General features: G+C 69.6%; 24 protein-coding genes and 1 pseudogene. 13 read left to right on the top strand and 12 right to left on the bottom strand.

Going from position 1 to position 25,904, the window contains the following annotated elements; all coding sequences use genetic code 11:
• Positions 1 to 105: 105 nt before the first annotated feature.
• Positions 106 to 612, bottom strand: a complete 507-nt coding sequence (locus tag ACFQY2_RS05775; RefSeq protein ID WP_378744698.1) for a CGNR zinc finger domain-containing protein — start codon at positions 610 to 612, stop codon at positions 106 to 108.
• 78 nt (positions 613 to 690) lie between these two features.
• On the opposite strand from ACFQY2_RS05775, the gene ACFQY2_RS05780 reads away from it, so the two are divergent.
• Positions 691 to 1,551 carry an alpha/beta fold hydrolase gene (locus tag ACFQY2_RS05780; RefSeq protein ID WP_378744699.1) on the top strand — a complete coding sequence of 287 codons (861 nt, stop codon included), beginning with the start codon at positions 691 to 693 and terminating at the stop codon, positions 1,549 to 1,551.
• Positions 1,552 to 1,733: 182 nt separating this feature from the next.
• On the top strand, positions 1,734 to 2,426 hold the full coding sequence (locus ACFQY2_RS05785) for an NADPH-dependent F420 reductase (RefSeq protein ID WP_378744700.1): 693 nt from the start codon (positions 1,734 to 1,736) through the stop codon (positions 2,424 to 2,426).
• Between the two features lie 18 nt (positions 2,427 to 2,444).
• Here ACFQY2_RS05785 and ACFQY2_RS05790 read toward each other — a convergent pair whose 3' ends face one another.
• From ACFQY2_RS05790 to ACFQY2_RS05820, 7 genes and pseudogenes are all read right to left on the bottom strand, one after another.
• Positions 2,445 to 3,320 (bottom strand): CPBP family intramembrane glutamic endopeptidase, encoded by an 876-nt coding sequence (locus ACFQY2_RS05790; protein WP_378744701.1) that lies wholly within the window; start codon positions 3,318 to 3,320, stop codon positions 2,445 to 2,447.
• 143 nt (positions 3,321 to 3,463) lie between these two features.
• Positions 3,464 to 4,126 (bottom strand): response regulator, encoded by a 663-nt coding sequence (locus ACFQY2_RS05795; protein WP_378744702.1) that lies wholly within the window; start codon positions 4,124 to 4,126, stop codon positions 3,464 to 3,466.
• Entirely contained in the window at positions 4,123 to 5,262 is a 1,140-nt protein-coding gene (locus ACFQY2_RS05800) for a sensor histidine kinase (RefSeq protein ID WP_378744704.1), read from the bottom strand. Before ACFQY2_RS05800 ends, ACFQY2_RS05795 begins: the two co-directional genes overlap by 4 nt.
• A 93-nt stretch (positions 5,263 to 5,355) precedes the next feature.
• A complete protein-coding gene (locus ACFQY2_RS05805) occupies positions 5,356 to 5,766 on the bottom strand; it encodes a VOC family protein (protein WP_378744705.1) in 411 nt (136 codons plus the stop codon).
• Between the two features lie 71 nt (positions 5,767 to 5,837).
• Positions 5,838 to 6,248: a VOC family protein gene (locus ACFQY2_RS05810; protein ID WP_378744706.1), complete on the bottom strand. Its 411-nt coding sequence runs from the start codon at positions 6,246 to 6,248 to the stop codon at positions 5,838 to 5,840.
• 237 nt (positions 6,249 to 6,485) lie between these two features.
• A pseudogene (locus ACFQY2_RS05815) lies at positions 6,486 to 6,779 on the bottom strand (23S ribosomal RNA methyltransferase Erm); the annotation flags it as partial.
• A gap of 241 nt (positions 6,780 to 7,020) precedes the next feature.
• Positions 7,021 to 7,788 carry a siderophore-interacting protein gene (locus ACFQY2_RS05820; protein WP_378744708.1) on the bottom strand — a complete coding sequence of 256 codons (768 nt, stop codon included), beginning with the start codon at positions 7,786 to 7,788 and terminating at the stop codon, positions 7,021 to 7,023.
• A gap of 97 nt (positions 7,789 to 7,885) precedes the next feature.
• On the opposite strand from ACFQY2_RS05820, the gene ACFQY2_RS05825 reads away from it, so the two are divergent.
• The 4 genes from ACFQY2_RS05825 (at position 7,886) to ACFQY2_RS05840 (ending at position 11,715) form a co-directional block, all read left to right on the top strand.
• Positions 7,886 to 8,878 carry a siderophore ABC transporter substrate-binding protein gene (locus ACFQY2_RS05825; RefSeq protein ID WP_378744709.1) on the top strand — a complete coding sequence of 331 codons (993 nt, stop codon included), beginning with the start codon at positions 7,886 to 7,888 and terminating at the stop codon, positions 8,876 to 8,878.
• A gap of 62 nt (positions 8,879 to 8,940) precedes the next feature.
• On the top strand, positions 8,941 to 9,930 hold the full coding sequence (locus ACFQY2_RS05830; RefSeq protein WP_378744710.1) for an ABC transporter permease: 990 nt from the start codon (positions 8,941 to 8,943) through the stop codon (positions 9,928 to 9,930).
• Between the two features lie 16 nt (positions 9,931 to 9,946).
• Positions 9,947 to 10,963: an iron chelate uptake ABC transporter family permease subunit gene (locus ACFQY2_RS05835; RefSeq protein WP_378744711.1), complete on the top strand. Its 1,017-nt coding sequence runs from the start codon at positions 9,947 to 9,949 to the stop codon at positions 10,961 to 10,963.
• On the top strand, positions 10,960 to 11,715 hold the full coding sequence (locus ACFQY2_RS05840; RefSeq protein WP_378744712.1) for an ABC transporter ATP-binding protein: 756 nt from the start codon (positions 10,960 to 10,962) through the stop codon (positions 11,713 to 11,715). The genes ACFQY2_RS05835 and ACFQY2_RS05840 overlap by 4 nt, the downstream gene beginning before the upstream one ends.
• 30 nt (positions 11,716 to 11,745) lie before the next feature.
• Here the strand turns inward: ACFQY2_RS05840 and ACFQY2_RS05845 are convergent, their stop codons facing one another.
• Positions 11,746 to 12,684, bottom strand: coding sequence for a DNA-3-methyladenine glycosylase family protein (locus ACFQY2_RS05845; protein WP_378744713.1), 939 nt, complete (start codon positions 12,682 to 12,684; stop codon positions 11,746 to 11,748).
• A 491-nt stretch (positions 12,685 to 13,175) separates the two neighbouring features.
• Complete coding sequence (locus tag ACFQY2_RS05850; RefSeq protein ID WP_378744714.1) at positions 13,176 to 13,865, bottom strand: winged helix-turn-helix domain-containing protein; 690 nt, start codon at positions 13,863 to 13,865, stop codon at positions 13,176 to 13,178.
• Between the two features lie 337 nt (positions 13,866 to 14,202).
• On the opposite strand from ACFQY2_RS05850, the gene ACFQY2_RS05855 reads away from it, so the two are divergent.
• From ACFQY2_RS05855 to ACFQY2_RS05865, 3 genes are all read left to right on the top strand, one after another.
• Positions 14,203 to 14,511, top strand: a complete 309-nt coding sequence (locus tag ACFQY2_RS05855; RefSeq protein ID WP_378744715.1) for a GNAT family N-acetyltransferase — start codon at positions 14,203 to 14,205, stop codon at positions 14,509 to 14,511.
• 105 nt (positions 14,512 to 14,616) lie between these two features.
• Positions 14,617 to 15,786: an exonuclease SbcCD subunit D gene (locus ACFQY2_RS05860; protein WP_378744716.1), complete on the top strand. Its 1,170-nt coding sequence runs from the start codon at positions 14,617 to 14,619 to the stop codon at positions 15,784 to 15,786.
• Entirely contained in the window at positions 15,786 to 18,794 is a 3,009-nt protein-coding gene (locus ACFQY2_RS05865) for an AAA family ATPase (RefSeq protein ID WP_378744717.1), read from the top strand. Before ACFQY2_RS05860 ends, ACFQY2_RS05865 begins: the two co-directional genes overlap by 1 nt.
• Positions 18,795 to 18,812: 18 nt before the next feature.
• Here ACFQY2_RS05865 and ACFQY2_RS05870 read toward each other — a convergent pair whose 3' ends face one another.
• On the bottom strand, positions 18,813 to 19,385 hold the full coding sequence (locus tag ACFQY2_RS05870) for a nucleoside phosphorylase (protein WP_378744718.1): 573 nt from the start codon (positions 19,383 to 19,385) through the stop codon (positions 18,813 to 18,815).
• Between the two features lie 79 nt (positions 19,386 to 19,464).
• Here ACFQY2_RS05870 and nadE point away from each other — a divergent pair, with 79 nt between their 5' ends.
• From nadE to ACFQY2_RS05885, 3 genes are all read left to right on the top strand, one after another.
• Positions 19,465 to 20,277, top strand: a complete 813-nt coding sequence (nadE, locus tag ACFQY2_RS05875) for an ammonia-dependent NAD(+) synthetase (RefSeq protein ID WP_378745038.1) — start codon at positions 19,465 to 19,467, stop codon at positions 20,275 to 20,277.
• Between the two features lie 108 nt (positions 20,278 to 20,385).
• A complete protein-coding gene (locus ACFQY2_RS05880; RefSeq protein ID WP_378744719.1) occupies positions 20,386 to 23,886 on the top strand; it encodes a TM0106 family RecB-like putative nuclease in 3,501 nt (1,166 codons plus the stop codon).
• 31 nt (positions 23,887 to 23,917) lie between these two features.
• Positions 23,918 to 24,685, top strand: coding sequence for a hypothetical protein (locus ACFQY2_RS05885; protein WP_378744720.1), 768 nt, complete (start codon positions 23,918 to 23,920; stop codon positions 24,683 to 24,685).
• Between the two features lie 9 nt (positions 24,686 to 24,694).
• Here ACFQY2_RS05885 and upp read toward each other — a convergent pair whose 3' ends face one another.
• The gene (gene upp, locus ACFQY2_RS05890; protein WP_378744721.1) at positions 24,695 to 25,327 is read right to left on the bottom strand and encodes a uracil phosphoribosyltransferase; all 633 of its coding nucleotides are present in this window, start codon (positions 25,325 to 25,327) and stop codon (positions 24,695 to 24,697) included.
• An 83-nt stretch (positions 25,328 to 25,410) separates the two neighbouring features.
• Between upp and ACFQY2_RS05895 the strand changes: the two genes are divergently transcribed.
• The gene (locus ACFQY2_RS05895; protein ID WP_378744722.1) at positions 25,411 to 25,866 is read left to right on the top strand and encodes a nucleoside deaminase; all 456 of its coding nucleotides are present in this window, start codon (positions 25,411 to 25,413) and stop codon (positions 25,864 to 25,866) included.
• Positions 25,867 to 25,904 lie beyond the last annotated feature (38 nt).

A 25,904-nucleotide genomic window follows, 5' to 3' on the forward strand; every position in this document is an offset into this window, starting at 1 on the left:
GCCGCCTCACGCTCAGAACGGCTGCCACCATGCTCCGCGGGTCGCGGGCAGCTCGCCTCGGTCGGCAGCGTCGGGAGGTGCCTGACAGGCGTCGGCCGTCGGGATTCAGCTCGTGGTGCGCGCTCTGGTCGCGTACGCGCGGGCCTTCATGCGGTTGCCGCACGTCGCCATCGAGCACCATCGCGCCGTCCCGGGCCGGCTGTGATCGACGAGGAAGAGGTTGCACTCCGCGTTGGCGCAAGGGCGCAGGCGACCGGGCGCCTCACGACGTACGCGTGACCAGGCGAGTATCGCCCGAGCGGCGAGCCGGTGCTCGGGCGGCGCCTCCAATCGCCAGTCGACGCCCTCGGTGTCGAGACGCGGCGACAACGACACCGCGGTGAGGAGCTCTGTGAGGGCTGCAGTGGCGGTGTGGTCGCCGCGGATGAGGGCCTGCAGTGCATCCCGGGCGCTCCGCAGCGCTGTCTGCTCCGTCGTGGTGCCCACGCCTCCGAAGTGCTCTGCGAGCTCCCACCGGCTCTCCCCGTCGAGCTGATCTCTGCGCACCCCGTGGGTGATCGGGGCGCTGTTCAGCACCGCGAGCAGCAGGTCCTCATCCTCGATCGTCGCCATGTGTCGCCCCTTGCCCTCTGGTCGTCTTGCTGTGCTAGGTTACCCACTAACCACTATAGCCAAGTTTAGGAGTTAGTCATGCCCACGGTTCACCACCGCACCATATCCGTCGACGGACTCGACGTCTTCTACCGGGAAGCCGGACCTGCCGATGCGCCGGTGATCGTTCTGCTGCACGGCTATCCCACCAGTTCGCACATGTTCCGGCACCTCATCCCGGCACTGGCGGACCGGTACCGCGTCGTCGCTCCTGACCACATCGGGTTCGGGCGCTCCGCGGCTCCGTCAGTAGACGATTTCGCTTACACATTCGACTCACTGGCGCGCATCACGCGCCGATTCCTGGAGCAGATCGGGGTCACACGGTTCACCGTGTTCGTCCACGACTACGGCGCCCCCATCGCCTGGCGGCTGGCGCTCGCTGATCCGGACTCGGTGGAGGGGATCATCTCGCAGAACGGCAACGCGTACGAGGACGGTTTCGTGCCCGACTTCTGGGCGCCGATCTGGCAGCACAGCACGGCGCCGACATCGCACACCGAGCAGGCCCTGCGGTACGCGCTCAGCCGCGAGGCGATCGAATGGCAGTACACCCACGGCGTGCCCGACCCGTCCACCGTCGATCCCGATGCGTGGGAGCACGACATCGCACTGATGAGTCGCCCTGGCATCGACCTCGCGCAGCTCGCCCTCTTCACCGACTATGCCAGCAACCGTCCGCTCTATCCGCAGTTGCAGGAATGGCTCCGAGCGGCGCAGATCCCGGTCCTCGCCGTGTGGGGCCGCAACGACGAGATCTTCGGCCCGGCGGGCGCGACAGCATTCCAGCGGGATGTGACCGACGCGCGCGTCGAACTCCTCGACGGCGGACATTTCCTGCTCGAGTCGCACTTCGACGAGGTCGCGGCCATCATCCGGGAGTGGCGTGCGGGGTTCTGAGATCCCGTGAGAGGGGCCCCCGCGGACCACCGGCTGCGGGGGGCTCTCACTACGGGAGAGGCGAGTCGGTACGGTCGGCAGAGATGTCCGCACTGATCCGCCGCGGACGGGGCAAGGAGCAGAATGATGACCAGTGAACCCACACCGGAACGGTTCGGTACGACCGCAGCGGGGGCCGAGCGATGACCACGATCGGTGTCCTCGGCGCGGGCCAGGCCGGCGGCACGTTCGCTCGCGCGGCGGTGGACGCCGGCTACGACGTCGTGATCGCGAACTCGCGCGACCCTCACACCCTGGCCGGTGCGGTGCGGGAGCTGGGACCGCGCGCACGCGCGGCGTGGGCGGCGGGGGCGGCGGCTGCGGGCGACATCGTGTTCCTCGCCTTCCCGTACGCGCCGCACCATCGGCTCCCGGTCACCGAACTCGCCGGGAAGGTCGTGATCGACAACAACAACTACATGTCCTGGCGCGACGGTCGATTCCCTCTCGTGGACGCAGGTCGCAAGACGGTCCACGAGCTGCGGCAGGAGCAGCTGCCGGGTGCGTACCTGGTGAAGGCGTTCAGTCACGTGCAGTTCCACGCGCGTCCGCAGGTCCGCGTCCCGAGTGACCTCCTCCCGGCGCTGGTCCGGCTGGCACGGCCGGCGGGGCATCCCGAGCGCAGAGCGCTGGCCGTGTCCAGCGATCACCCCCACGCCGTCGAGGTCGTCCGCGACCTCTACGACGACCTGGGTTTCGACGCCGTCGACAACAGCCCGTTGAGTGAATCGTGGCGCAGCGCAGCGGGCACCCCGATGTGGATGCGGTCGGTGGACGGGATGTCGCGCGACGAACTCGAGGAGAGCCTGCGGCGCGCGCGGCATCCGGCCGACTGAGCGGTGACGGCGACGCCGCTAGGCCTGCACGGGCTTGACGTGCTCGACGCGCTGAACGCGACGCGCGCGCACCGCGGCGATGATCATCACCGCGGAGAAGACGACGCCTACGGCGACGGTGACCACGGACGCCTCGATTCCGAACGCTCCGCCGGTCAGCCAGTCGGGGCCGTGCGTGGTCGTGGTGAAGAGTCCGGGCTTGCGGTTGCCCGACACGGGGATCCCGAGCAGGCTCACCAGCGTGTTCCACGCGAAGTGCAGACCGATGACGAACCACAGGCTGCGCCGCCAGACGAAGGCTGCACCGATGAGCACACCGGCCTCGAGGGCGATCGCGAAGGCACCCCAGAGGGTGGCGTTCGCGTTCAGAAGGTGCGCACCGCCGAACAGCAACGCGGTGACGGCGATCGCGACCCAGGGGCCGCCGAGCTTCTCGATCGCCTGAAGCGCCAGACCGCGGAATGCGAGCTCTTCGACGATCGCGACGCCGAAGTTGAACGCGATCGCGAGCGACACCGTGTTCAGGGCGTCGATCGGATGCCATTGCACGCTGTAGCCGCCGAGGGCGGTGATGATCAGCACCGAGACGATGACGAAGAGCGCGCCGATCGCCGCGCCGAGGACGATCTCTCGAGCGACCGACCCGCGCAGTTCGGGCGTCCCGCGCCGCGCGAGCAGCCGCATGGTCAGCACGTAGATGCAGATCGCGAGTGCGGCGCTCACGAGCGAGGCGATGATGCGGATCGGAGTGCCGAAGCCGGAGGCGGCGACTCTGACCACCTGATCGACGGCGATGATCACGACCGCGCCGATCACGAACCAGACGAGCGGGAAGGCGAAGATCCGGCGGATGATGCCGGGCTTCTCGGATTCGGGGACGGTGGACGAGGTCATTGCTGCTCTCCGCTTCTGGGGCTGCGGCCGCATTTCGGCCGCGTTTCGAACCTAACGACGCGTGTCTGCCGGCGATTCCCCCAAAGGTGGACAGTTACACCGGCGTGCAGCGACGCCTGGACCGGCGTGCAGTCGTGCAGGCGTCAACGGTCGGTGATTCCGGCGCGGTGCGCGAAGACGACGGCCTGCACCCGGTCGCGCAGCCCGAGCTTGAGGAGCACCCGTGACACGTAGGTCTTGGCCGTTTCGCCGCCGATGGTCATGGCCTGCGCGATCTCGGCGTTGGACAGCCCTTCGGCGAGATGGGCGAGGGTCTCCTGCTCGCGCGCGGTGAGCGTGCGAAGGCGCCCGCCATCGGTGAACGCCGGTCGGATGCGCTCGCCGAACCTCCCGATGAGTGCGCGGGTCGCCGCAGGGTCGATGAGCGCATCGCCCCTGGCCACGGTTCGCAGCGCATCCAGCAGCGCTTCGGGTGGGGCGTCCTTGAGGAGGAATCCGCTTGCTCCTGACTTCAGAGCCTCGTACACGTAGGAGTCGAGGTTGAAGGTCGTCACCACGAGCACGTGCGGGGGTTGCTCGCTCGACGCGAGGATCTCGGCGGTGGCGGCGATGCCGTCGAGCCGAGGCATCCGCACGTCCATCACCATCAGGTCAGGTGCCTCCCGGACGGCCAGCTCGACCGCCTCGCGGCCGTCCTCCGCCACCCCGATGACATCGAAGTCCGGCTGCGAGCCGATCACGCGTGAGAACGCGTCGCGCACGAGCGCCTGATCGTCCGCGATGATCACGCGACTGGTCCCGTTCATCGGGTCCACCTCGCGGTCGCGGTGTACTGTCCGGCTCTCGCCTCGGCAGTGAAAGCGCCTCCGGAATCGGCCACGGAGTCCCTCATGCCGGCTGTGCCTCTGCCCGCAGCGGGTGGTGGTGTGCGGGCCGATACGGCGTTCGCGATGATCAGTTCCGCATGGCTCGCAGTCGTGCGGACCACGAGCCCCACGGCCTCACCGCGCGCGTGCTTCATCGCGTTCGTCACGGCCTCGCGGGCGACCGTCCGCATGACGCGGGCGATCTCGGGCGGGATCTCCTCGACGGGGCCGATGGTCTGCAGAGAGATCGGATAGCCGGTCTCTCGGATCCTGTCGACCATCCGTGAGATCGTGTCGGCGGCGGTGAGCTCGGTGGCTCCTGCCGTGGCATCCGGGTCGATCGTCCCCAGGAGGGAGCGGAGCTCGGTGAGCGCGAGTCGTCCGGTCGAACCGACGGACGCGAGTATCGCGTCTCGGTCGGCGGCGCCCTCGGGTGTCCCGGGGAGATAAGGGGCGGACTCCGCCTGCACGACCATCGCGGTCACATGATGCGTCACGATGTCGTGCAGGTCGCGGGCGAGCAGAGAGCGTGCGGCGCGATCCGCCTCGGCGGCGGCGCGTTCCAGTGCGGCAGCGGCTGCAGTGCGCCCGCGGCGCATGAGCTCCCCGGCCACCCACGGCACGGCCAGCACGACGGGGAACGTCACCCAATCGATGGGGCGCTCCGAAGAGTTCTCGGCGATCAGCACCGCGACGAGGATGAGGTACGCGGCGGCACACCCGCCGACGACCGCGACTCGTCCGCGCGGCAGGTAGGCGGCGCAGGAGTAGAGCGCGATCAGCAGGCCCAGCCCGGCGAGGCCCGTTTCGGCGCCGAGGGCCTGGGTCACGGCGAATCCCGTTCCGACCATGGCCAGAGTGGAGGCCGGCAGCACGCGCCGCCCGGCGAGCGGGAGCGTCTGCGCCGCCACCAGGACGACCCGCACCCAGAGGGGGAGATCGCGGTGCAGTTCGCCGAGTCGCAGGCCGGCGACGCCCAGCGGGAGCAGGGATGACAGCATCAGGAGGGCGGCACCGACTCCGTCCCGTACGAGGAGGCTGCTGCGGCCCTTCGCGGCTCGCGTGAGCTCGTTCATCGGTCCTTCCGGTCGCGCCTCCGGATGGCGAGAGGCGTCGCTACACGAACATAGCGCGGAGGGCGTGCGGCCTCACCAGCTTCCCGCGGGCGCTCAGCCGTCCGTCTCGCGAGGCGGGTTGTGCATGATCTCCAGACGGATGCCGTTGTCGTCCTCGACGAAGCAGGCGTAGTACCGCGGGCTGAACCGCGGATACTCCTTGGGCGCGCGCACGTCGCTCCAGCCCGCGGTGAGGGCGATCGCATGAAGCCGGTCCACCTCGTCGCGCGACTCCACCGCGAAGGCGAGATGCTGCCAGCCGACCCGACCGTGCACGTGCGGACCGGTGCCTGTCTCGCGGGACGGATACAGCAGGATCTCGGGTTCGTCGTCGCGACGCCAGTACGCGTGGTCCTCGGCATTGTGCGCGCGAACGTATCCGAGCGCCTCCAAGACCGGGTTGAACTGCGCGGATGCGCGCGGCACGTTATCGACGGTGATGCCGAGGTGATCGAATTTCGCCATCACCACAGTGTGCCGGATGCCGCGGACATCAGACACGTGCCGGCAGCCGGCACGGCCAGGCACTCAGGTCGTCAGTCGGCGTCGGCCGTCACCATCCACGCGACTCCGAAGCGGTCGATCAGCATGCCGAACCTGCCGCCCCAGGGCGGTGTCTCGAACGGCATGGTGACCGTCCCGCCTGCGCCGAGTCCGTCCCAGATCGCCTGCGCCCGGTCCTCTTCGTCGCAGCTGACGGATACCGAGATGCCCTGCGGGGGCTGGTACTCCATGCCGGTGGGGGTGTCGGAGCCTGCGAGCACCATGCCATCGTCGGTCGCGAGCCACGCGTGCATGATCTTGCCTGCGTCGGCGGGGTCCTGCGGCATGTCGGGGAATGACGAGAACTCGACGAGATCGAGCTTGCCGCCGAGAACGGATTGGTAGAACGTCATCGCCTCGCGCGCGTTGTCGTGGAACGACAGATACGGGTTGAGGATGCTCATGAGATCACCTTCCGGTCGCACGCCGACGTCATCGCCGGTTCGCTACAGTCTGCGACCGGCGACCGGCATCGGCAAGGGGTTCTCCTCGGGATGCGGCGTGCCCGTTCGCAGTGGGGCACGAGCGGCGCTCCCGCGCGTGGCGCTCGTCGTGGCGCGCCTCGTGCGGGAGCAGGACCGCGGAGCCCGGCCTCAGCTGTGCGAAAGCGCGCTCCAGAGCGCGGCCCATCGCGCAGGGCTCAGGATGCCGCCGTCGACCGACGGCATCGGCCGGAATCGGTGCGCAGGAACGCGTCCGTGCAGTGTGAACTCGTACCATGGCGCGGTCTGCGCCGTCATCATCGTCACGCCACCGACGCCGGCCCGCTTGCGGGCGACTTCCCACTGCTGCGCGGTGAGGGCGCCGTCACCGGGACCGAGCTCGAGGATCGGGCCGTGGGTTTCGGCGACCAGGCCGCGGATGCCTCGGAGAGTGGGGGTGTGGACGAGGAAGCTCTGGCCGAGTTCGTGTCGGCCGCCGTGAAGGGAACGCATGGGTTGCTCCTGGAGTGATGGAGCACCCGGAAGGACGCCGATTGGGGAACCGGCCGCGGGATGCGTGGAGCCGCGCTTCCGGGTGCGGAATGCATCCGGAGACGGCGCGCGATGGACGAGCGTCAGCGCGCCGTCAGGCGCGGCGCTCGCGAATCATCTGCTGGGGCGCGCCGATCTGCGCGCAGGTGATCAAAGTCCCATGGCGGACAGTCATGGTGATCCCGGACGGACATGGTGGCGCTTAGTGCGGTGCGTGGTACTCCTGCTCGCCCCGCTTCCAGTAGCCCTTCACGACGGACTTCGCCGCGTCCACGCCCCAGCGCTCCAGCAGCGCACGGCCGGGTTTGACGATCTGCTGCTCGGCGGCGATGAAGCAGAACGGGTCGCGACCCGGAGAATCCGTCGAGCCGAGCCCGTGGAGGAAGGCGATCAGTGCCGAGCCCGCGGGTGCGTCCCCGCGGTGCAGCCATTCCACGTCGACGGGCGCCTCGACGGCGACCTCGTGCTCACTCGAGCGAGCCTCCAGCACGATCCGCGCCGGAGTTCCGGCGGGGATCATCGCGGCGAACCGACGGATCGCAGGAATCGCCGTCTCGTCGCCGATGAGCAGCCAGGCGTCGGGTTCGCCGGAGATCACGGCCGATCCGCGCGGGCCTCCCACGCCGATGACCGAGCCGATCGGCGCGGCTGCCGCCCAGGGGGCGGCGATGCCCTGGGCGCCGTGCACGGCGAACTCGACGTCCAGCCAGTCCGGCCCCCAGGCGAGCGGGGTGTACTCCCGGCTCGGCGCGGCACGCATCTCCGTCGTGCTGGCGACGGGGCCGTCGGGGAAGAACAGGCGCAGGTGATCGTCGGCGCCCGGGGAGTCGAAGCCTTCCAGATCGGCGCCCTGCAGGCGCACGCGCACGTAGTCCGGAGTGAGCCAGTCTCGGCTGGCGAGTTCTACGGAGCGGAAGTGCAGGTCGAGGCCGCGGCGTTCTCTGGTGAACCCGGATTTCACGTCGGTCATAAAGTAAGGCTAACCTAATTTCCGGAGCCGGGTTAGGTTTGCCTAACCCGGCCTCGCGCAAGACAGCGCCACCCCTCTGCAGAACAGGAGACCCTCCATGTCCGTGCCCCGAATCCTCGGCGGAAGCGCCATCGGCCTCGTCAGCGTCCTCGCCCTCGCCGGCTGCGCATCGCAGCCGGCCGCCGAAGCAGGGAAGAACAAGCCGGCAGCCGCCACCGTGACCGTCGAGGACAATCACGGAACGCATGAGGTCTCGCTGTCGCCGGCATCCGTCGTCGCCACCGACAACCGCACGTTCCAGACTCTCGCCGACTGGGGGATCGATCTCAGCGCCGCGGCTCGCGCTCTGATGCCGGCCACGAACTCCTACAAGGACGACGAGTCGATCATCGATCTGGGCAATCACCGCGAGCCCGACCTCGAGGCACTCGTGGCGGCCGAGCCCGACCTGATCATCAACGGACAGCGCTTCGCGCAGTACTACGGCGACATCGCGGCGTTGGCTCCCGACGCCACGATCATCGAGCTGGACCCGCGCGACGGCGAGCCGTTCGACGCCGAATTGAAGCGTCAGGTGACCGTGCTCGGTCAGATCTTCGGCAGGGAGGCAGAGGCCGACGAGCTCGTCGCCGACTTCGAATCCGCCGTCGAGCGCGCCAAGGCCGCCTACGACGCTGCCGACACGGTGATGGCCGTGAACACCTCCGGTGGCGAGATCGGCTACATCGCCCCCACCGTCGGCCGCACCCTCGGCCCGATCTTCGACCTGCTCCGCCTCACTCCCGCGCTCGAAGTCGAGGACGCCACGGACGATCACCAGGGCGATGACATCTCCGTCGAGGCGATCGCCAAATCCAACCCGGCATGGATCCTCGTGATGGACCGCGACGCCGCCGTGGCCGCCGACGACGCCGACTACGTGCAGGCTGCCGAGATCCTCGTGAACTCCGAGGCGCTCGCCTCCGTGGACGCGATCAGGGACGAGCACGTCGTGTACATGCCCGCTGACACGTACACCAACGAGGGCATCCAGACCTACACGACGTTCCTCAACGACTTCGCCGACGCACTCGAGAACGCCGAGAAATGACGATCCGGCGGCGGTCATCCTCAGCCGGGATGCCGCCGCCGAACCGATCCGCGTCGCACCTCATGACCGTCACCGCGCCCGCCTCGCCGTCCCGCGCCACCGCCGGACGGCTGTTCGACGTCAAGCTGCTCATCGGCATCCTCGTCGTCGCCGCGCTGCTGCTCCTCTCGCTCTTCACCGGCGTCTACGACGTCACCGGTGCACCGGACGGTGGCGAGATGTTCCAGATCACGCGCATCCCCCGTACCGTTGCCCTCATGCTCGCCGGTGCCTCCATGGCGATGGCCGGTCTGGTGATGCAGCTGCTCACGCAGAACCGCTTCGTCGAGCCGACGACCACCGGCACCACCGAATGGGCGGGACTCGGACTGCTCGCGGTCATGGTGCTCGTACCGCAGCCGTCGATCCCGCTGAGGATGACCGCCGCGGTCGTCTTCGCCTTCGTCGGGACGATGGTCTTCTTCCTGGTTCTGCGGCGGGTGTCCCTGCGATCGTCGCTGATCGTCCCGATCATCGGCATCATGCTGGGCGCGGTGGTCGGCGCCGTCTCCACGTACTTCGCCCTGGCGACCGACATGCTGCAGAGTCTGGGTGTGTGGTTCGCGGGCAGCTTCACCTCGGTGCTGCGCGGTCAGTACGAGATGCTGTGGATCGTCGCGGTCGTCGGAGTGATCGTCTTCATCGTCGCCGACCGCCTCACGGTCGCGGGTCTCGGCGAGGAGATCGCCACGAACATCGGCGTGGACTACGGCCGCGTCATCCTGCTCGGAACCGCGCTCATCGCCGTCGTCACGGGCGTGGTGACGGTCGTGGTGGGCAACCTGCCGTTCCTCGGACTCATCGTGCCCAACATCGTATCGATGATCCGCGGCGACGACCTGCGCAGCAACCTGCCCTGGGTGTGTCTGCTCGGCATAGGAATCGTGACCGTCTGCGATCTGATCGGACGCACCATCATCATGCCCTTCGAGGTTCCCGTCTCGCTGATCCTGGGCGTCGTCGGCGCCGCCGTCTTCATCGCCCTCCTGCTCAGGCAGCGCCGCCGTGCTTAGGGCTGTCGAGAGCCGGATGCCGGAGCCGGCCGCGCGCTTGTCCGGCCCGCTGTCCGCACCCGGCGCGCGACGCCGGTACGTCATCATCCTCTCGACCCTGATCGTGCTCTCGGCGGGGTTCGCGATCGGGCTGCTCGCTTGGGACAACCCCATGCCCGTCGGTTCGAAGGGCTTCTGGCTGATCGCCGAGCGACGCCTGACCAGCGTGATCGTGATGCTGCTGGTGGCGGTCTGCCAGGCGGTCGCCACCGTGGCCTTCCAGACCGTGACGACCAACCGCATCATCACGCCGTCCATCCTGGGCTTCGAGTCGCTGTACCGCGCCGTGCAGACCTCCTCGGTCTACTTCTTCGGCATCGCGGGCATCATCGCCGTGCAGGGGCTGTGGCAGTTCGCACTGCAGATCGCGATCATGGTGGGCCTGGCCATGCTGCTCTACGGATGGCTGCTCACCGGTCGCTATGCGAACCTGCAGGTCATGCTGCTGATCGGCATCATCATCGGCGGCGGACTCGGCGCGGTGGCCACCTTCATGCAGCGGCTCCTCTCGCCCAGCGAGTTCGACGTGCTGGCCGCCCGGCTGTTCGGCAACATCTCCAACGCCGACCCGGCCTACCTGCCGGTCGCCCTCCCGCTGTGCGCGGTCGCGGCGGGGCTGCTGTGGATGCGCGCCAGGCGCCTGAACGTGATGGCTCTGGGCGCCGAGGCCGCCTCCGCGCTCGGCGTGAACCACCGTCGTGAGCTGATGACCGTGCTACTGCTGGTCGCCGTGCTCATGGCAACCTCCACCGCGATGGTGGGGCCGATGACGTTCCTCGGCTTCCTCGTCGCGACCCTCGCCTACCAGTTCGCCGACACCTACGACCATCGGTACGTGTTCCCGATCGCGGTGCTGACCGGGTTCAGCATCATCGCGGGGGCCTACTTCCTGATGCGTCATGTCTTCTATGCACAGGGCGTCGTCTCGATCATCATCGAGCTCGTCGGCGGCGTCGTGTTCCTCATCGTCATCCTCAGAAAGGGCCGACTGTGATCACCATCGAGCAGGTGCGTCGCCAGTACAGCGCCGACGTCGCCATCGGGCCGGTCGACCTGGTGATCCCCGAAGGCGGAGTCACCGCGCTGATCGGACCCAACGGTGCGGGCAAGTCGACGCTGCTGACCATGGTCGGCCGGCTGATGGGAATGGATGCCGGATCGATCGAGATCGCCGGGTACGACGTGGCGAGCACGAAATCCGCCGACCTCGCCAGGATCGTCTCGATCCTGCGACAGGAGAACCACTTCATCACCCGCCTCACCGTGCGTCAGCTGGTCGGATTCGGCCGTTTCCCCTATTCGAAGGGGCGCCTGAACCGCGCCGATGAGGAGATCATCAGCCGTTCGATCGACTTCCTCGACCTGCATGCTCTGGAGGACCGCTACCTCGACGAGCTGTCCGGCGGCCAGCGCCAGCGCGCCTACGTCGCGATGGTGCTCGCGCAGGACACCGAGGTGGTGCTGCTGGATGAGCCGTTGAACAACCTCGACATGAAGCATGCGGTGACGATGATGGCGCAGCTTCGGAGAGCCGCCGACGAGCTGGGTCGCACCGTCGTCATCGTGCTGCACGACATCAACTTCGCGGCCCACTACGCCGACCACATCTGCGCGATGAAGGACGGCAGGGTCGTCGAATTCGGTTCTCCCGCCGAGATCATGACCGAGACGGTGCTCACCCGCGTCTTCGAAACGCCGGTGCAGGTGATCGCCGGGCCGCACGGCCCGCTCGCCGTGTACTACTGACGCCGCGTGCTGCCGGCGTCGTGTGCGGTGTCAGCGCCGGCGGTGGTCCTCCGGTGCCAAGCGAGGAGCGCGACGGGGCTCCGGAATGCCCGCGGAGAAGATCAGGCGGATGACGCGCTGACGGTGTCCCGTCCAGGGGGCGAGCAGCTCCAGCATCCCATCGTCGTCGGTGCGACTGCCGGTCAGGGCGTAACCGACCTCGTGCGCCAGATGGAAGTCGCCCACACTGACGGCATCCGGATCTCCGAGCGCGCGGATGCGCGTCTCGGCCGATGTCCACGGGCCGATGCCAGGCAGGCTGGTGAGGATCCGGTTGTACGCGTCGCCCCCGGATGCCGCCAGCACGGCGCGCTCGATGGCGGGACCGCGCATCGCCGACCGGGCGATGGTGCGCGCCTGCGACGGCTCCACCCCGGCGCGATGGAACTCCCAGGACGGTAACGCGCGCCACACCTCCGGGGGCGGCGCGGCGAACATCGGACGGGGTGTGGGGCCGGGAGCGCGCTCGCCGTGACGGCTCACCAGGTGCCGCCAGGCGCCGAACGCCTGCATCCCGGTCACCTTTTGCTCGATGACCGCGCAGGCCAGTGCATCGAAGACACGACCGGTGCGCGCCATCCGGATGCCGGGACTGCGTCGCGCGAGTTCGGCCAGCGCGGGATGGGAAGAGGGATCGAATCCGCTCGGATCGTCGTGCGCACCGCACAGGTTCGGCACCGCGTCGATGGCTTCCGCGGCGCCCGGCCCCCAGGCCGCGGCGCGGACTCCCTCACTCGTCGCGCGAAGACAGAGGGTGGCGATGCCGGCATCCGTCCGGAACGCCATCCAGATCCGTCCGCCGTCGATGAGCATCGTCGGATCGGTGCCGCCGCGCCGCAGCATCCCGACGGTGCGCATCAGGTCGAGCGGGCGCCGCGGACGGTAGACGGATTCGCGTGCGCGCAGCGCAGCATCCGTCACCAGGGTCATGCAAGAACCCTACGCGCCGCAGCCGACAGTCGACTGACGCGCCCTCGCGCTGCTCTTCTCGGTTCCCGCGGCGTGTCTTCGCGCAGCGCGGGCAGGATTGGACAGCGCGAGCGGGATGCTGGGGATTTCAGCAGCGCGGGCAGGTTTGGACAGCGTGAGCCGGGATGCTGGACGATTCCGGCGTTCGCGCTGCTCTTCTCTGTTTGTGCGGCGTGTATTCGCCCCGCGTGGGCAGGATTCGACAGCGCGTGCGGGATGCCGGGGATTTCAGCCGCGCGGGCAGGATTGGACAGCGTGAGCCGCGATGCCGGACGATTCCGGCGTTCGCGCTGCTCTTCTCGGTTCCCGCGGCGTGTATTCGCGCCGCGCGGGCAGGATTGGACAGCGCGTGCGGGATGCCGGGGATTTCAGCAGCGCGGGCAGAATCCAGCCGGGGAGCTGACAGGGATTGGCCGTGTCGGCGACCGGCCCGGACTCAGAACCGGCCCGGATCAGAAGCGGTCGGGAGAGGGGGTGCCGTGACCGAAGCGGATCGAGACGTCCGCGTGGCGGTCGAAGCGGTAGCCGACGCCGCGCACCGTCCGCACGATGTCCTCATGGCGGCCGAGCTTGGCGCGCAGGCGGCGCACGTGCACGTCGATGGTCCGCTCGCCGGGAGCGTCCTCGTGCGACGACGCCTGCCACAGGGCCGAGACGAGCTCCGAGCGCTCGATGGTCCGACCCTCGCGCAGCACCAGGTACTGCAGCAGCTCGAACTCCTTGTAGGTGAAGGCGGCGGACTCGCCGTCCAGCAGCACCCGCTTGCGGGAGATGTCGACGACGACACCGGCGTCCTCGTCCTTCTCCTCCTCGACGGCGGCGTGGGCGCGGGCGATGGCACCGGGCTCGTGCAGGGCCAGGCGCACGACGTCGAGGTCGCGTCCGCCGGCCGACTGCGGGGCGAGGGCGACGGTGGCGTGGGTCTCGGCGGCGGGTGCGAGCTCGGCGAGCGTGCGACGCAGCGCGTCCACCAGAAGCGGAAGGCTGACGCCGGCGCCTGCCGCCTTGATCTCGTCGATTCCGACGTAGAGGGCGAAGCCGCGCGGAGAGCGGATCGAGGGCAGGTCGGCGGCGGCGTCCGCCGGCGAGACGAGACGGACGGGGGCGGTGACGGGACGATCGAGAACGGTGGTGTTCGACATGATGATGATCCTTGAGGGATGTGAGCCGGCGGGCTCCGAATGCGTTGCACGAATGACCGGGATGAGCCGGTGGGGGATGAGCGCGAAGGGTGGGCGCTCAGAGACCTGTCCCTCAAGATGAAGGGAGAACAAGGTCAGACTGCGTGGTTGCGCCTTAGCAACACATTCGGCAACACATGCCAACGCGACCGGGCATCATCATCCCGGCAGTCCCGTTCGCCTCCTGGGCGGACAAAGGGCTTGCATTGGTGGTCATGCGGCTGATTATTTCCCAACATGACCCGCTGTGTCAAAACGTGTCGATTCCGGGGTCGTCACACAGCGTAACGTCGACGGTATGACTCTTCCCGCCCGCTCCCCCCGATTCTCGTTGACCGACGAGAAGGATGCGTCTCGTTACACGCTCACCGACGACGGCGTCCTGGTCAGCGTTCTCGACTACCGCGACGACGGACGAACCATCGCGCTCACCCGGGCGTTCACGATTCCCGCCTTCCGCGGCAACGGGTACGCGGCCGAGGTGGTCGCCGGCGCCGTCGCCGACATCGCGGCGCGGGGCGACCGGAACGTGGATGCCGTCTGCTGGTACGTCGCCGACTGGTTCGACGCGCATCCCGAGCACGCCGGACTGCTGCGCCGGCGCTGAGCGTCTGCCCTTCCGCGTCCGAACGCACCCGTCCGAGCTCACCCATCCGAGCCCGCCACGGCACGCCTCGGTCGCGATGTCGGACACCCTCCTTACCGTGGAGGCATGCGCATCCTGCACACCTCCGATTGGCACATCGGCCGCACGTTCCACGGGCACTCGACGCTCGCGGCGCTGGCCGAGGTGCTGGCTGCGCTGGTGGAGCAGGTGCGCGAGAACGACGTCGACGTGGTGATCGTCGCCGGCGACGTGTTCGACTCGGCCACGCCCGCGGCATCCGCGTACACGCTGCTGGATCAGACGCTTCTCGCGCTGCATGAGACCGGCGCCACCGTCGTCATGACCAGCGGCAACCACGACTCGGCCGCCCGCCTCGGGTTTCACTCCGGACTGCTGCGCGACGGCATCCACGTGCTCACCGACCCGCGGGCGATCGCGACGCCGGTCACGGTCCACGACGAGCACGGACCGGTGCACGTCTTCGGCATCCCGTACCTCGAGCCCGCCATCGTCCGGCAGCACTGGACGGATGCCGAGACGGGCGCACCCGCGTTGCGCACGCAGGCGCAGGTGATGAAGCATGCCATGGACCTCGTCCGCGAGGGCATGGCCGTGCATGCGGGCCGCTCGGTCGCCGTCGCGCACTGCTTCGCCGTGGGCGTGGAGAGCACGCAGGGTCTGGAACGCGAAGTGCGCCAGGGCGGTCTCGACATGGTGCCGTTGAGCGTCTTCGACGGACCCGACTACGTCGCCCTCGGCCACATCCACGGACGCCAGCAGCTCGGCGACCGCGTGCACTACAGCGGCGCCCCGCTGCACTACAGCTTCGGAGAGCAGCATAAGGAGCGGGGCTCCTGGCTCGTCGACCTCGACGCCGACGGGCTGGCGAGCACGCGATGGCTGGCACTGCCGGTGCCGCGCCGCCTGGTGACGCTGACCGGCACGCTCGACGAGATCCTCTCCGAGGCCGACCGGGGGCAGCACGCCGACGACTGGGTGTGCGCGATCTATACGGATGCCGTCCCGCAGCATGAGCCGATGCGGCGGCTGCGTGAGCGCTACGCATTCTGCGCACTGGTGCAGCACCAGCCACAGGATGCGGATGCGGCGGCCGTCCACTCGTACGCGCAGCGACTGCGCACGGCGGTCACCGACGCCGACCGGATCGAGGCGTTCCTCGAGCACGTGCGCGCCGGTCAGGGCCCGACTGAGCGCGAGGCGGAGCTCATCCGCGACGTGCTCGAGGATCGGGTGCGCGCCGAGGCGCTCGTCTGATGCAGCTGCATCGCCTCGAGGTCGCCGGATTCGGGCCGTTCCGCACGCGCCAGATCGTCGAGTTCGACGCCTTCGCCGACGACGGCATCTTCCTGATCGCCGGTCGCACGGGCGCGGGCAAATCCAGCATCCTGGACGCGGTCTGCTTCGGCCTGTACGGAGGCGTCCCGCGATACGACGGCGGGGAGAAGCGGTTGCGCAGCGACCACTGCGAACCCGACGACCCGACAGAGGTGGTCGTGGAGTTCAGCACGGCCTCGGGCCGTTACCGCGTCACCCGTTCGCCCGCCTACGAGCGGCCAGCGAAGCGCGGAGGCGGCACGACCACGCAGGCGCCGTCGGCTCTCCTGGAAGAGCTCGTCGACGGGGTGTGGATCGGGCGCGCGGCGCGTGTGGTCGACGTGGCCCACGCGCTCGATGAGATCCTGCAGCTCAGTCAGGAGCAGTTCCTGCAGGTGATCCTGCTCGCCCAGAACAGGTTCGCCGACTTCCTGCTCGCCGACAGCAAAGAACGCCAGGCGCTGCTGCGCCGCCTGTTCGGCACCGGCCGGTTCTCCGACTACCAAGCGCGCTTCGACGAGCGTCGTCGTGCCGCCGAGCAGGCGCTGACCGGACGCCGGGCCACCGTGGACGCCCGACTGGCCGAAGCCGAGCGCACGGCCGAGGACGCCGAGCTCTGGGGGGATGACGCAGCTGCCGCCCCCGACACGGCGGACGCCAGGATTGCGCGCCTCCGTCGAGCGATCGTCCGCGCCGACTATCAGGTCGAGCGGCTGGGAGCCGAGCGGTCCGCGGCCGAGAAGGCGCTGGCGGCCGCAGACGCGGCACTGGCCGAGCTGAAGGAGCAGCGTCAGGCCCAGGCCGACCGGGATCGGGCCCGCGCGGCGCTCGCCGCGCTCGAGGCGGAGTCCGACGCGATCGCCGATGCCGCGGAGCGCCGCGACCGCGCGCGGGCCGCCGAGTCCTTGCGCAGCGGAATCCTCGGCGCCGCGCGAGCGACTGCGGCCGTCGCCGACGCCGAGCAGGCCGAGGCCGATGCCATCGCCGCCGCCCTTTCCGCCGGTGTGCCCCCGGCACGCACCGGCGACTCGGACAGCGCCGACACCGCCATCGTCCATTTCCGTGTCTGGGCCTCCGACCGCACGCGGGAGAGCGGGGCCTGGCAGGGCGCCGCCGAGCTCGAGCGCTCGGCTGAGCAGCGGGCGTCCGATCGCCTCGAAGCCGCGGCCGCGGTGGACGCCGCGACCGCCACCATCGTCGCCCTCGAAACCGAGCAGGAGGCGCTGCCCGCGCGCATCGCCGCACTCACCGCTGACAGGGACGCCGCCGCACGGGACGGCAATCGTGCGGAGACGCTTGCGCAGGCCCTCACAGCGGCGGAGCAGCGGCACGCCGGAGCCATCGAGATGGAGCGGCTCGCCGGGGAGATCGAGGCGGCGTCCCGCGCGGAATCCGACGCCACCGAGACGCACACCCGCGCGCAGGCCGAGCTGGCTCGACTGCGTCGGCGCCGATTGGACGGGTACGCCGGCGAGCTGGCATCCGCGCTGACGACGGGGGAGCCGTGTGCGGTGTGCGGATCGACCGAGCATCCGGCTCCGGCCGAACACGCAGACCCCGTCTCGGCTGCCGACATCACCGCCGCAGAGGAGATGCGCGACGCCGCGGCCGAGAACGAGCGGGCGGCCTCCCGCACCTTGTCGGCTCTCACGGCGTCGCACGCCGCCGCGGTCGAGCGCTCCGCCGGGAGGACAGCGGAGCAGGCGTCCCGTGACGTGACTGCGGCACGCGAAGCGCACGCATCGGCTGTCGCGGCCGCGGAACGGGCGACGCAGCTCGCGACGCAGCTGGAGGAGCTGCAGCAGACGGCCGCCGGTCTGCAGAAGCGCCGCGCCGCCGCATCCGAGTCCCTGGGCTCCGCCCGCACCGCACTCTCGCTCATCGAGCAGCGCATCGCAGACGCCGACCGCGCCATCGCCGCGGCGCGCGGCGCATACGCGAGTGTCGCCGCACGTCTTGCCGAGATGCAGGACCAGATCGCCGCGGCGGAAGCGGCTGCCGGAGCGATCGAGGAGCATCGCGAGCTGGCCGAGCGCGCGCGCATCGCGCGAGACGACCTCGACCGGGCGATCGCGGAATCGATGTTCGATGACGTCGCCGATGCCGAGGCGGCACTCCTCGGCGACGCCGAGACCACGCGGCTCGACGAACGCGTCACCGCGCATCGCGTCGCCCGCGACAAGGAGCGCGCGCTGCTGCTGGACCTCGAGATGCGGATGCTCCCCGACGAGCCCATCGAACTGGCTGCGGCCGAAGAGGCGACCGGTGCTGCCCGGGCCGAATGGCAGCGCACCGTCGACGCCGGCAGCCGCGCCCGCGAGGTGCAGCGCAGCCTCACGGCGACCGTGGACTCCGCCGCAGCCGAGTACGCCGCATCCGCGGCCGAGACGGCCGAGTTCGAAGTGCTGCGAGGGCTTGCCGATGCGCTCGCCGGCAGATCCGGCAACACCCGGAAGATGAACCTCGAGACCTTCGTGCTGGCCGCCGAGCTCGAGGAGATCGTCGCCGCCGCGAACCTGCGTCTGCGCGACATGTCGGCCGGACGCTACGAGCTGCAGCACTCCGACGCGCTGGCCGCACGCGGTGCGGCATCCGGCCTCGGCATCGTCGTCTTCGATGCCTTCACCGGGCAGACCCGGCCCGCACGCTCACTCTCCGGAGGCGAGACGTTCCTCTCGTCCCTCGCACTCGCACTCGGACTCGCCGAGGTGGTGACCAGGCGAGCCGGCGGCATCCGCCTGGACACCCTGTTCATCGATGAGGGCTTCGGCTCGCTGGATGCCGACACGCTCGAGACCGCCATGCGCACGCTGGACGAGCTGCGCCAGGGCGGTCGGACGGTGGGGGTGATCAGTCACGTCGAGGCGATGCAGGAGCAGATTCCCGCCCAGCTCACCGTGCGCGCGCTGCCCGACGGTCCGTCCGTGATCGACGCACCGCGCGGCTGAACCGCGGCTGCCAGGCGCTCAGAGCTCGTATTCGCGCTGCACGTGGCTCCACAGCTGAGCGCTGCACTCCGCCACGACGTCGTCCCAGAGCTGCGTCGCCCCGTCCTGTGCGCGATCCGAGACCACGCGCAGCACCCGGATCGGCACGTCGAACCGCTGCGCCACCCAGACGAACGCGAACGTCTCCATGTCGACGAGCAGACCACCGAGGGAACGGATGCGCGCCACGGCATCCGCGTCGTCGACGAAGCTGTCGCCGGTCGCGATCGTGACGCCCTCCCTGCCGGTCGCCACGCGATGCGGCAGCGAGACATGCCGTCCCAGAACCCCGTCGAGATCCTGCACGTCGTGCTGGATCGCGGTCCCGACGTCGTAGATGCCCGACTCGACCTCGTCGTCCACCGCACCGGCGGTTCCGACCACGACGATCTCGTCGTACTGGCGACCCGCCGCGGCCTTCGCGTCCAGCGCTCGGGTCAGCCCGTAAGCGGCCATCAGCTTGCCGGGGCCCGTCACCAGTCGATCGAATCCGGCCAGCTCCGGGGGGAAGGCCTGCAGTTCGGAGTCCAGTGCGGCGACAAGAAGTTTCACGCATTCATCCTGTCAGGTGGAGACTGGAAACCCTGACCAGAAGGCCTGGTGCCCCGGACAAGAGGAGACCGCCGTGACCATGCAGCAGCAGATCGCCGACGACCTGGGCGTCAAGCCCGAGATCGACCCGCTGGGCGAGGTCGAGACGAGGATCGATTTCCTCGCCGACTACCTGCGCGCCACCGGCGCCCGCGGCTTCGTGCTCGGGATCTCCGGCGGGCAGGACTCGACGCTCGCCGGCCGGCTCGCGCAGCTCGCCGTGGAGAAGGTGCGCGCCGATGGCGGAGAGGCGACGTTCCTCGCCGTGCGTCTGCCGTACCGCGTGCAGCATGACGCCGCGGATGCCGAGGACGCGATGGCCTTCATCGCCGCCGACCGCTCGGTGACGGTCAACATCCAGCACGGGGTCGAAGGCGTCGAGACCGACCTCGAAGAGGGGCTCGGTGAGCAGATCACCGACTTCAACCGCGGGAACATCAAGGCGCGGCTGAGGATGGTGACGCAGTACGCGCTCGGCGGTCACGACGGGCTGCTCGTGATCGGCACCGACCACGCCGCCGAGGCCGTGACCGGTTTCTACACGAAGTTCGGCGACGGCGCCGCCGACATCCTGCCGCTCTCGGGCCTGAACAAGCGGCAGGGACGCCTGCTGCTGCAGCAGCTCGGGGCGCCCCGCCATCTCACGCAGAAGGTGCCGACCGCCGACCTGCTCGACGACCGGCCCGGGCGCACCGACGAGGACGAACTCGGTCTCACATACGAGCAGATCGACGACTACCTGGAGGGTCGCGAGGTCGCGCACGAGGTGGCGACGCTCATCGAGGCGAAGTACGTCGCGACGCGGCACAAGCGGCACCTGCCCGTCACTCCGGCCGATTCCTGGTGGCGGTGACCGCGCACCACTGACCCTCCGCCCCTGACCCCGGCGTCGGCGACGGCGATGTCCCACCCCGCCGATAGTGTCGAAGGAGTCCGGTCGTGGGCAGGGAAGAGGGGCATCGTGCGGGTCATCGCAGCAGAGAATCGGGTCGTCTGGAGCGCCAGCGACCTGAAGGCGGCCGCGGAATGCGAGTTCGCCTGGATGCGCGCGATCGACGCCAAGCTCGGTCGAGTGCCTGCGGTGGAGGAGCCGGAGGATGCCACGCTCGCCCGCGCCGCGCGGCTCGGCGACCTGCACGAGGAAGCCGTCCTCGCCCGCTACGTCGCGGAGCTCGGCGAATCCGTCGACGGCGGCCCGGGGGTCGTCACGCTGCCGAAGGTCCGTTCGAGCGATGACGACGAGCTGGGCGCCGTGGTCCTCGACACCGAGCGGGCGCTGCGCTCCGCGGCGACCGTCGTCTTCCAGGCCGCTTTCTCCGCTCCCGATTTCGTCGGATTCGCCGACTTCATCACCCGTGGCGGCGACGGCCGTTGGCGTGTGCAGGATTCCAAGCTGGCGCGCACGGCGCGCGCGACCGCCCTTATGCAGCTCGCGGCATATGTCGATCAGCTCGACCGCCTCGGCATCCCGCGTTCCGACGAGGTGGATCTGCTCCTCGGCGACGGCAGCACCAGCACTCACCACGTCGACGACATCCTGCCGCTGTTCCATGTGCGGCGCGCACGCCTGCGCGCACTGATCGCCGATCGCGACATCACTGCGGGGTCCGGCGGAGCTCCGCTCGCCTGGGGCGATGATCGCGGCGACCTGCAGATCACCGCCTGCGGGCGCTGCGCCACGTGCGAGGAGGAGGTGATCTCGCACCGGGACCTCCTCATGGTCGCTCGCATGCGACCCGTGCAGCGCCAGCGGCTGCGCGCCGCCCGAATCCACACGATCGACGATCTGGCCGCGGCCTCCGACGCGCCCGACGGCATGAACGCCGACACGTTCACGGCACTGCGTTCTCAGGCGCGGCTGCAGGCCGGGGTGGCCCTCGATCTCCAGGACCCCCCGCCCTACGAGCTGGTCTCGGCCCGGGCGATCGGTCTGATGCCGCGCCCGAGCCACGGCGACCTCTTCTTCGACTTCGAGGGCGACCCGCTGCACACCGAGCCGGTCGGCTCACGCGGTGACAAGCCGCAGTGGGGCATCGACTACCTGTTCGGCTGGATCGACAACGACGAGCGGTACTCCGCCCTCTGGGCGCACACCTTCGCGGACGAGAAGCAGGCTCTGCTGGATTTCCTCGAGTTCGTGAAGTTGCGGCGGCAGGCCCACCCCGACCTGCACATCTACCACTACGCGCCGTACGAGACCTCCCACCTGGCGGCGATGGCCGCGCGTCACGGCGCGGGGGAGGCCGACCTCGATCGACTTCTGCGCGAAGGCGTGTTCGTGGATCTGTACCCGATCGTGCTGCGCTCCGTGCGGATCGGCTCGCGCTCGTACTCGATCAAGAAGCTCGAGCCGCTCTACATGGGCACGGAGGTGCGGACCAGCGACGTGCAGAAGGGCGACGATTCGATCGTCCAGTACGTACAGGCTCGGGCGCTGGTCGACACCGGTCAGGATGCTGAAGCGCAGCAGATCCTCGACGATCTCGCCGACTACAACCGCTATGACTGCGTGTCCACGAAGCGGCTGCGCGACTGGCTGATCGGCCTCGCGAAGCAGGAGGGGGTGCTGCCCGCGCCGCCGGACGACCCCGAGAGCCGCGCGTACGAGCCGTCTTCTTTGTCTCTCGCGCTGCAGGCCGATGCACTGCACGCGCAGCAGCAGGGACGAGACGGCGAGACCTTCCGGGTCGCCGCCGCCGCGATCGACTATTACCCGCGCGAGGCGAAGAGCTTCTGGCAGGGGCACTTCCAGCGGCTGCGCGAGCCCGTCTCGATCTGGGAGAGCACCCGCGACGTGCTGCGCATCGACGTGGAATCGAGCGGTGTCGAGGAGGACTGGGGCGTGGCCGAGGGGCAGCGCACTCAGACGAGACTGCTGAGCCTGCGCGGCGAGGTCGCGCCGGGAAGCACGATCGGCGTCGGAGGGCGTCCGTTCGCCCTGTATGCGGTTCCGACCCCGTTCGATGCATCCGGACCGTCGCGGGTGATCCACATGCCGCACGAGGTCGAGGTCGTGGAGGTCCTCGACGACGGATACGTGGTGCGCGAGCGCACCGTGCAGGGGCAGACCTGGGACGACCTTCCCGTCGCGCTCGCACCCGCAGCACCTCCGAACGTGGCCTCGCAGCAGGGTGCGATCGACGAGTGGGCGGCGTCCGTCCACCAGGCCGCGCCCAGCTTCCCCGCCGACGCCGCCACCGACATCCTGCGCCGGATCGCGCCGCGCACCGTCTCAGGTGCCGCCCTGCCCGATACCGGCGGCGACACGATCGAGGCCATCGTCCGCGGCGTCCTCGACCTCGACTCCAGCTACCTCGCAGTCCAGGGTCCTCCCGGCACGGGCAAGACCTACACCGGCTCCCAGGTGATCGCCCGCCTCGTGAACGAGCACGGCTATCGGGTGGGCGTGGTCGCGCAGTCCCACGCCATCGTCGAGAACCTGCTCGAGCGGGTGGTGGCCGACGGCGTCGACCGGGCGAAGGTGGCCAAGGCCCCGAAGGATGCCGATGCCGAGCCGCCCTACACCGTCATCCGCAAGGACGGCATGGCGGCCTTCCTCGCCGAGCACGCCCAGGGCGGCGCCGTCGTGGGCGGCACGGCCTGGGACTACAGCAACACCCGCCGAGTCGACAGGCAGGGCCTCGATCTGCTCGTGATCGACGAGGCCGGTCAGTTCTCGCTGGCCTCGACGATCGCCGTCGCGGCCGGAGCGAAGAGCCTGCTGCTGCTCGGCGACCCTCAGCAGCTGCCGCAGGTGAGCCAGGGCACGCACCCCGAACCCGTCGACACCTCCGCACTCGGCTGGGTGATGGACGGCGCCTCGGTCATCGACCCGGCTCACGGCTACTTCCTCGCCGAGTCGTGGCGGATGCACCCCGCGGTGGCGGCGCCCGTCTCGAAGCTGGCGTATGCAGGGCGGTTGGCGTCCGCAGCCGGCACCGAGACGCAGGTCGTCGACGGCGTGGAGCCGGGACTGCACGTCCTGCCCATCCGCCATCGTGGCAACGCCACGCAGTCCCCCGAGGAGGCGGAGGAGGTCGTGCGCATCGTGCGCGACCTGATCGGGCGCGGCTACAGGGAGGGGAATGCGGATGTCGCAGGACGCCGGATCGAGCAGTGCGACATCATCGTGGTCGCACCGTACAACGCACAGAAGCAGCTGATCCACGACGAGCTGACCGCGGCCGGTTTCGCCGACGTGCCGGTCGGCACCGTCGACAACTTCCAGGGCAAGGAGGCCGTGGTCTCGATCACCTCGCTGGCCGCATCCAGCGGCAGGGACGCGCCCCGTGGACCGGAGTTCCTGCTGCTGCAGAACCGGCTGAACGTCGCGATCTCGCGGGCGAAGAGCGTCGCCTACCTCGTGCACTCCCCGGCGCTGCTCGATGACCTTCCGTGGACGCCGGAGGGCGTGGCGCGACTGAGCGCGTTCGCGCGCCTCGTCGGCGCCGACCGCCACTGACCCGAGCATGACCACCGATAGATTTGGCGGCATGCACAGTCTTGACGACATCATGCGGGCATCCGCGGCCTGGGTGTGGTTCCCGCGTGACGCCGACCAGGAGAAGTCCGAGCTTCAGCTGGTGCGCTACCCGCCGCGTTTCGGCGGCGGCGTGAAAGCGTCGCAGGTGGTATCGACGAAGGACGCAGCCGGAGTCCTCGACCATGCCGTCGAGCGTACGCGCGCGTGGGGCGAGAAGACGCTGACGTTCTGGACCAACGCGTCCGATCGGCCGGACCTGGAGGACGAGCTGCGACGCCGCGGAGCCGAGCACATCGACACCGTCGCGGTGCTCGCGCGGCCGATCGACGGCATCCCGATCGACGTGCCCGACGGCATCACTGCCGAGGTGGTGCGGACCCGCGACCAGGTGCGCGAGGTGGATGCGATCAACGTGCCCGTCTGGGAACAGGACCCGCTCGACGACGACGGGCTGGATGCGGAGCTGGCCGAGGTGCTTGCGGGCCTCGACACCGGGGAAGGCGCCTGCATGCTCGCGCGCGTCGACGGGGTCGCCGTCAGCACCGGCGGCTGCACGGTCATCGACGGCTTCGTGCGCCTCTGGGGCGCTGCCACCCTCGCCGGATCACGCGGTCGCGGCGCCTACCGAGCCGTGTTGGCGGAGCGGCTGCGGTACGGCGCTCAGCTCGGGGCGACCACCGCACTCGTGAAAGGCCGCATCGCCACCTCGGCGCCGATCCTCGCGCACGCCGGATTCACGCACTACGGCGACGAGCGCGCGTACCTACTGAAGGTCTGACCGCGGGTCTCAGGCGGTGCCGTACAGACGATCGCCGGCGTCGCCGAGGCCGGGCACGATGTAGCCCTTCTCGTTCAGGCGCTCATCCAGGGCGCCGAGAACGAGAGTGACGTCGCGGTCGCCGACGAGCTTCTCGATCGCTGCGACGCCCTCCGGCGTACCGAGCAGGCAGATCGCGGTGACGTCCTTCGCGCCACGATCGAAGAGGAACTGGATCGCCGCACCCAGGGAACCGCCGGTGGCGAGCATCGGGTCGATGGCGAAGCACTGCCGATCGCTCAGGTCGTCGGGCAGACGCTCGGTGTACGTGGTCGGCTCGAACGTCGTCTCGTCGCGAATCATGCCGAGGAAGCCGACCTCGGCGGTGGGGATGAGCTTGACGAGGCCTTCCAGCATTCCGAGACCCGCACGCAGGATCGGGACGACGATCGGGCGCGGCTCGGCGATCTTCACCCCCGTGGTCTTCGTGACCGGTGTCTGGATCTCCACCGGGGTCACCTTCACACCGCGGGTCGCCTCATACGCGAGCAGCGTCACGAGCTCCTCCGTCAACTGCCGGAACACCGGTGACGAGGTCCTCTCATCCCGCAGCACCGTGAGCTTGTGAGTGACGAGGGGGTGATCGGCCACATGAACGCGCATGAGAACAGATTACCGGGGCGGGTCCTCGCCGCGGGACGGCTTCGCGGCGGAGGGGAAGCAACGGCCACGGATAGGCTCGACGCATGACCGCTGCATACGACGAGGCCATGGGCCGCGCACTGCAGCTGGCCGCGGACGCCGGCTCGGCCGGCGACGTGCCGGTCGGCGCACTGGTGCTCGACCCCGAGCGCCGGATCGTCGGCGAGGGCCGCAACATCCGCGAGCAGACCCACGACCCGACCGGGCACGCCGAGATCGTCGCGCTGCGCGCCGCCGCCGCAGCGTACGGCAGCTGGAACCTCGAAGATCACACGCTCGTCGTCACCCTGGAGCCCTGCGTGATGTGCGCGGGGGCGATCCTGCAGGCGCGCATCGGCCGGGTGGTGTTCGGAGCCTGGGACGACAAGGCCGGAGCCGCGGGTTCGATGTACGACCTGCTGCGCGACCGGCGGCTTCCGTACCGCGCGGAAGTGATCGGCGGCATCCGCTCCGACGAGGCGACGGCCCTGCTGCGCGACTTCTTCGAGTCGCGGCGCTGAATCCGACCCCGGCCCGCCGCTGACCGACCACGGCGAAG

The sequence above is a fragment of the Microbacterium sp. GCM10027623 genome (assembly GCF_042666935.1).
Classification (GTDB): Bacteria; Actinomycetota; Actinomycetes; order Actinomycetales; family Microbacteriaceae; genus Microbacterium.

What these genes read in the sequence shown, in the direction of transcription:
- ACFQY2_RS05775 (WP_378744698.1), bottom strand. Translation starts at nt 612, where the DNA reads ATGGCGACGATCGAGGATGAGGACCTGCTGCTCGCGGTGCTGAACAGC.
- ACFQY2_RS05780 (WP_378744699.1), top strand. Translation starts at nt 691, where the DNA reads ATGCCCACGGTTCACCACCGCACCATATCCGTCGACGGACTCGACGTC.
- ACFQY2_RS05785 (WP_378744700.1), top strand. Translation starts at nt 1,734, where the DNA reads ATGACCACGATCGGTGTCCTCGGCGCGGGCCAGGCCGGCGGCACGTTC.
- ACFQY2_RS05790 (WP_378744701.1), bottom strand. Translation starts at nt 3,320, where the DNA reads ATGACCTCGTCCACCGTCCCCGAATCCGAGAAGCCCGGCATCATCCGC.
- ACFQY2_RS05795 (WP_378744702.1), bottom strand. Translation starts at nt 4,126, where the DNA reads ATGAACGGGACCAGTCGCGTGATCATCGCGGACGATCAGGCGCTCGTG.
- ACFQY2_RS05800 (WP_378744704.1), bottom strand. Translation starts at nt 5,262, where the DNA reads ATGAACGAGCTCACGCGAGCCGCGAAGGGCCGCAGCAGCCTCCTCGTA.
- ACFQY2_RS05805 (WP_378744705.1), bottom strand. Translation starts at nt 5,766, where the DNA reads ATGGCGAAATTCGATCACCTCGGCATCACCGTCGATAACGTGCCGCGC.
- ACFQY2_RS05810 (WP_378744706.1), bottom strand. Translation starts at nt 6,248, where the DNA reads ATGAGCATCCTCAACCCGTATCTGTCGTTCCACGACAACGCGCGCGAG.
- ACFQY2_RS05820 (WP_378744708.1), bottom strand. Translation starts at nt 7,788, where the DNA reads ATGACCGACGTGAAATCCGGGTTCACCAGAGAACGCCGCGGCCTCGAC.
- ACFQY2_RS05825 (WP_378744709.1), top strand. Translation starts at nt 7,886, where the DNA reads ATGTCCGTGCCCCGAATCCTCGGCGGAAGCGCCATCGGCCTCGTCAGC.
- ACFQY2_RS05830 (WP_378744710.1), top strand. Translation starts at nt 8,941, where the DNA reads ATGACCGTCACCGCGCCCGCCTCGCCGTCCCGCGCCACCGCCGGACGG.
- ACFQY2_RS05835 (WP_378744711.1), top strand. Translation starts at nt 9,947, where the DNA reads ATGCCGGAGCCGGCCGCGCGCTTGTCCGGCCCGCTGTCCGCACCCGGC.
- ACFQY2_RS05845 (WP_378744713.1), bottom strand. Translation starts at nt 12,684, where the DNA reads ATGACCCTGGTGACGGATGCTGCGCTGCGCGCACGCGAATCCGTCTAC.
- ACFQY2_RS05850 (WP_378744714.1), bottom strand. Translation starts at nt 13,865, where the DNA reads ATGTCGAACACCACCGTTCTCGATCGTCCCGTCACCGCCCCCGTCCGT.
- ACFQY2_RS05855 (WP_378744715.1), top strand. Translation starts at nt 14,203, where the DNA reads ATGACTCTTCCCGCCCGCTCCCCCCGATTCTCGTTGACCGACGAGAAG.
- ACFQY2_RS05860 (WP_378744716.1), top strand. Translation starts at nt 14,617, where the DNA reads ATGCGCATCCTGCACACCTCCGATTGGCACATCGGCCGCACGTTCCAC.
- ACFQY2_RS05865 (WP_378744717.1), top strand. Translation starts at nt 15,786, where the DNA reads ATGCAGCTGCATCGCCTCGAGGTCGCCGGATTCGGGCCGTTCCGCACG.
- nadE (WP_378745038.1), top strand. Translation starts at nt 19,465, where the DNA reads ATGCAGCAGCAGATCGCCGACGACCTGGGCGTCAAGCCCGAGATCGAC.
- ACFQY2_RS05885 (WP_378744720.1), top strand. Translation starts at nt 23,918, where the DNA reads ATGCACAGTCTTGACGACATCATGCGGGCATCCGCGGCCTGGGTGTGG.
- upp (WP_378744721.1), bottom strand. Translation starts at nt 25,327, where the DNA reads ATGCGCGTTCATGTGGCCGATCACCCCCTCGTCACTCACAAGCTCACG.
- ACFQY2_RS05895 (WP_378744722.1), top strand. Translation starts at nt 25,411, where the DNA reads ATGACCGCTGCATACGACGAGGCCATGGGCCGCGCACTGCAGCTGGCC.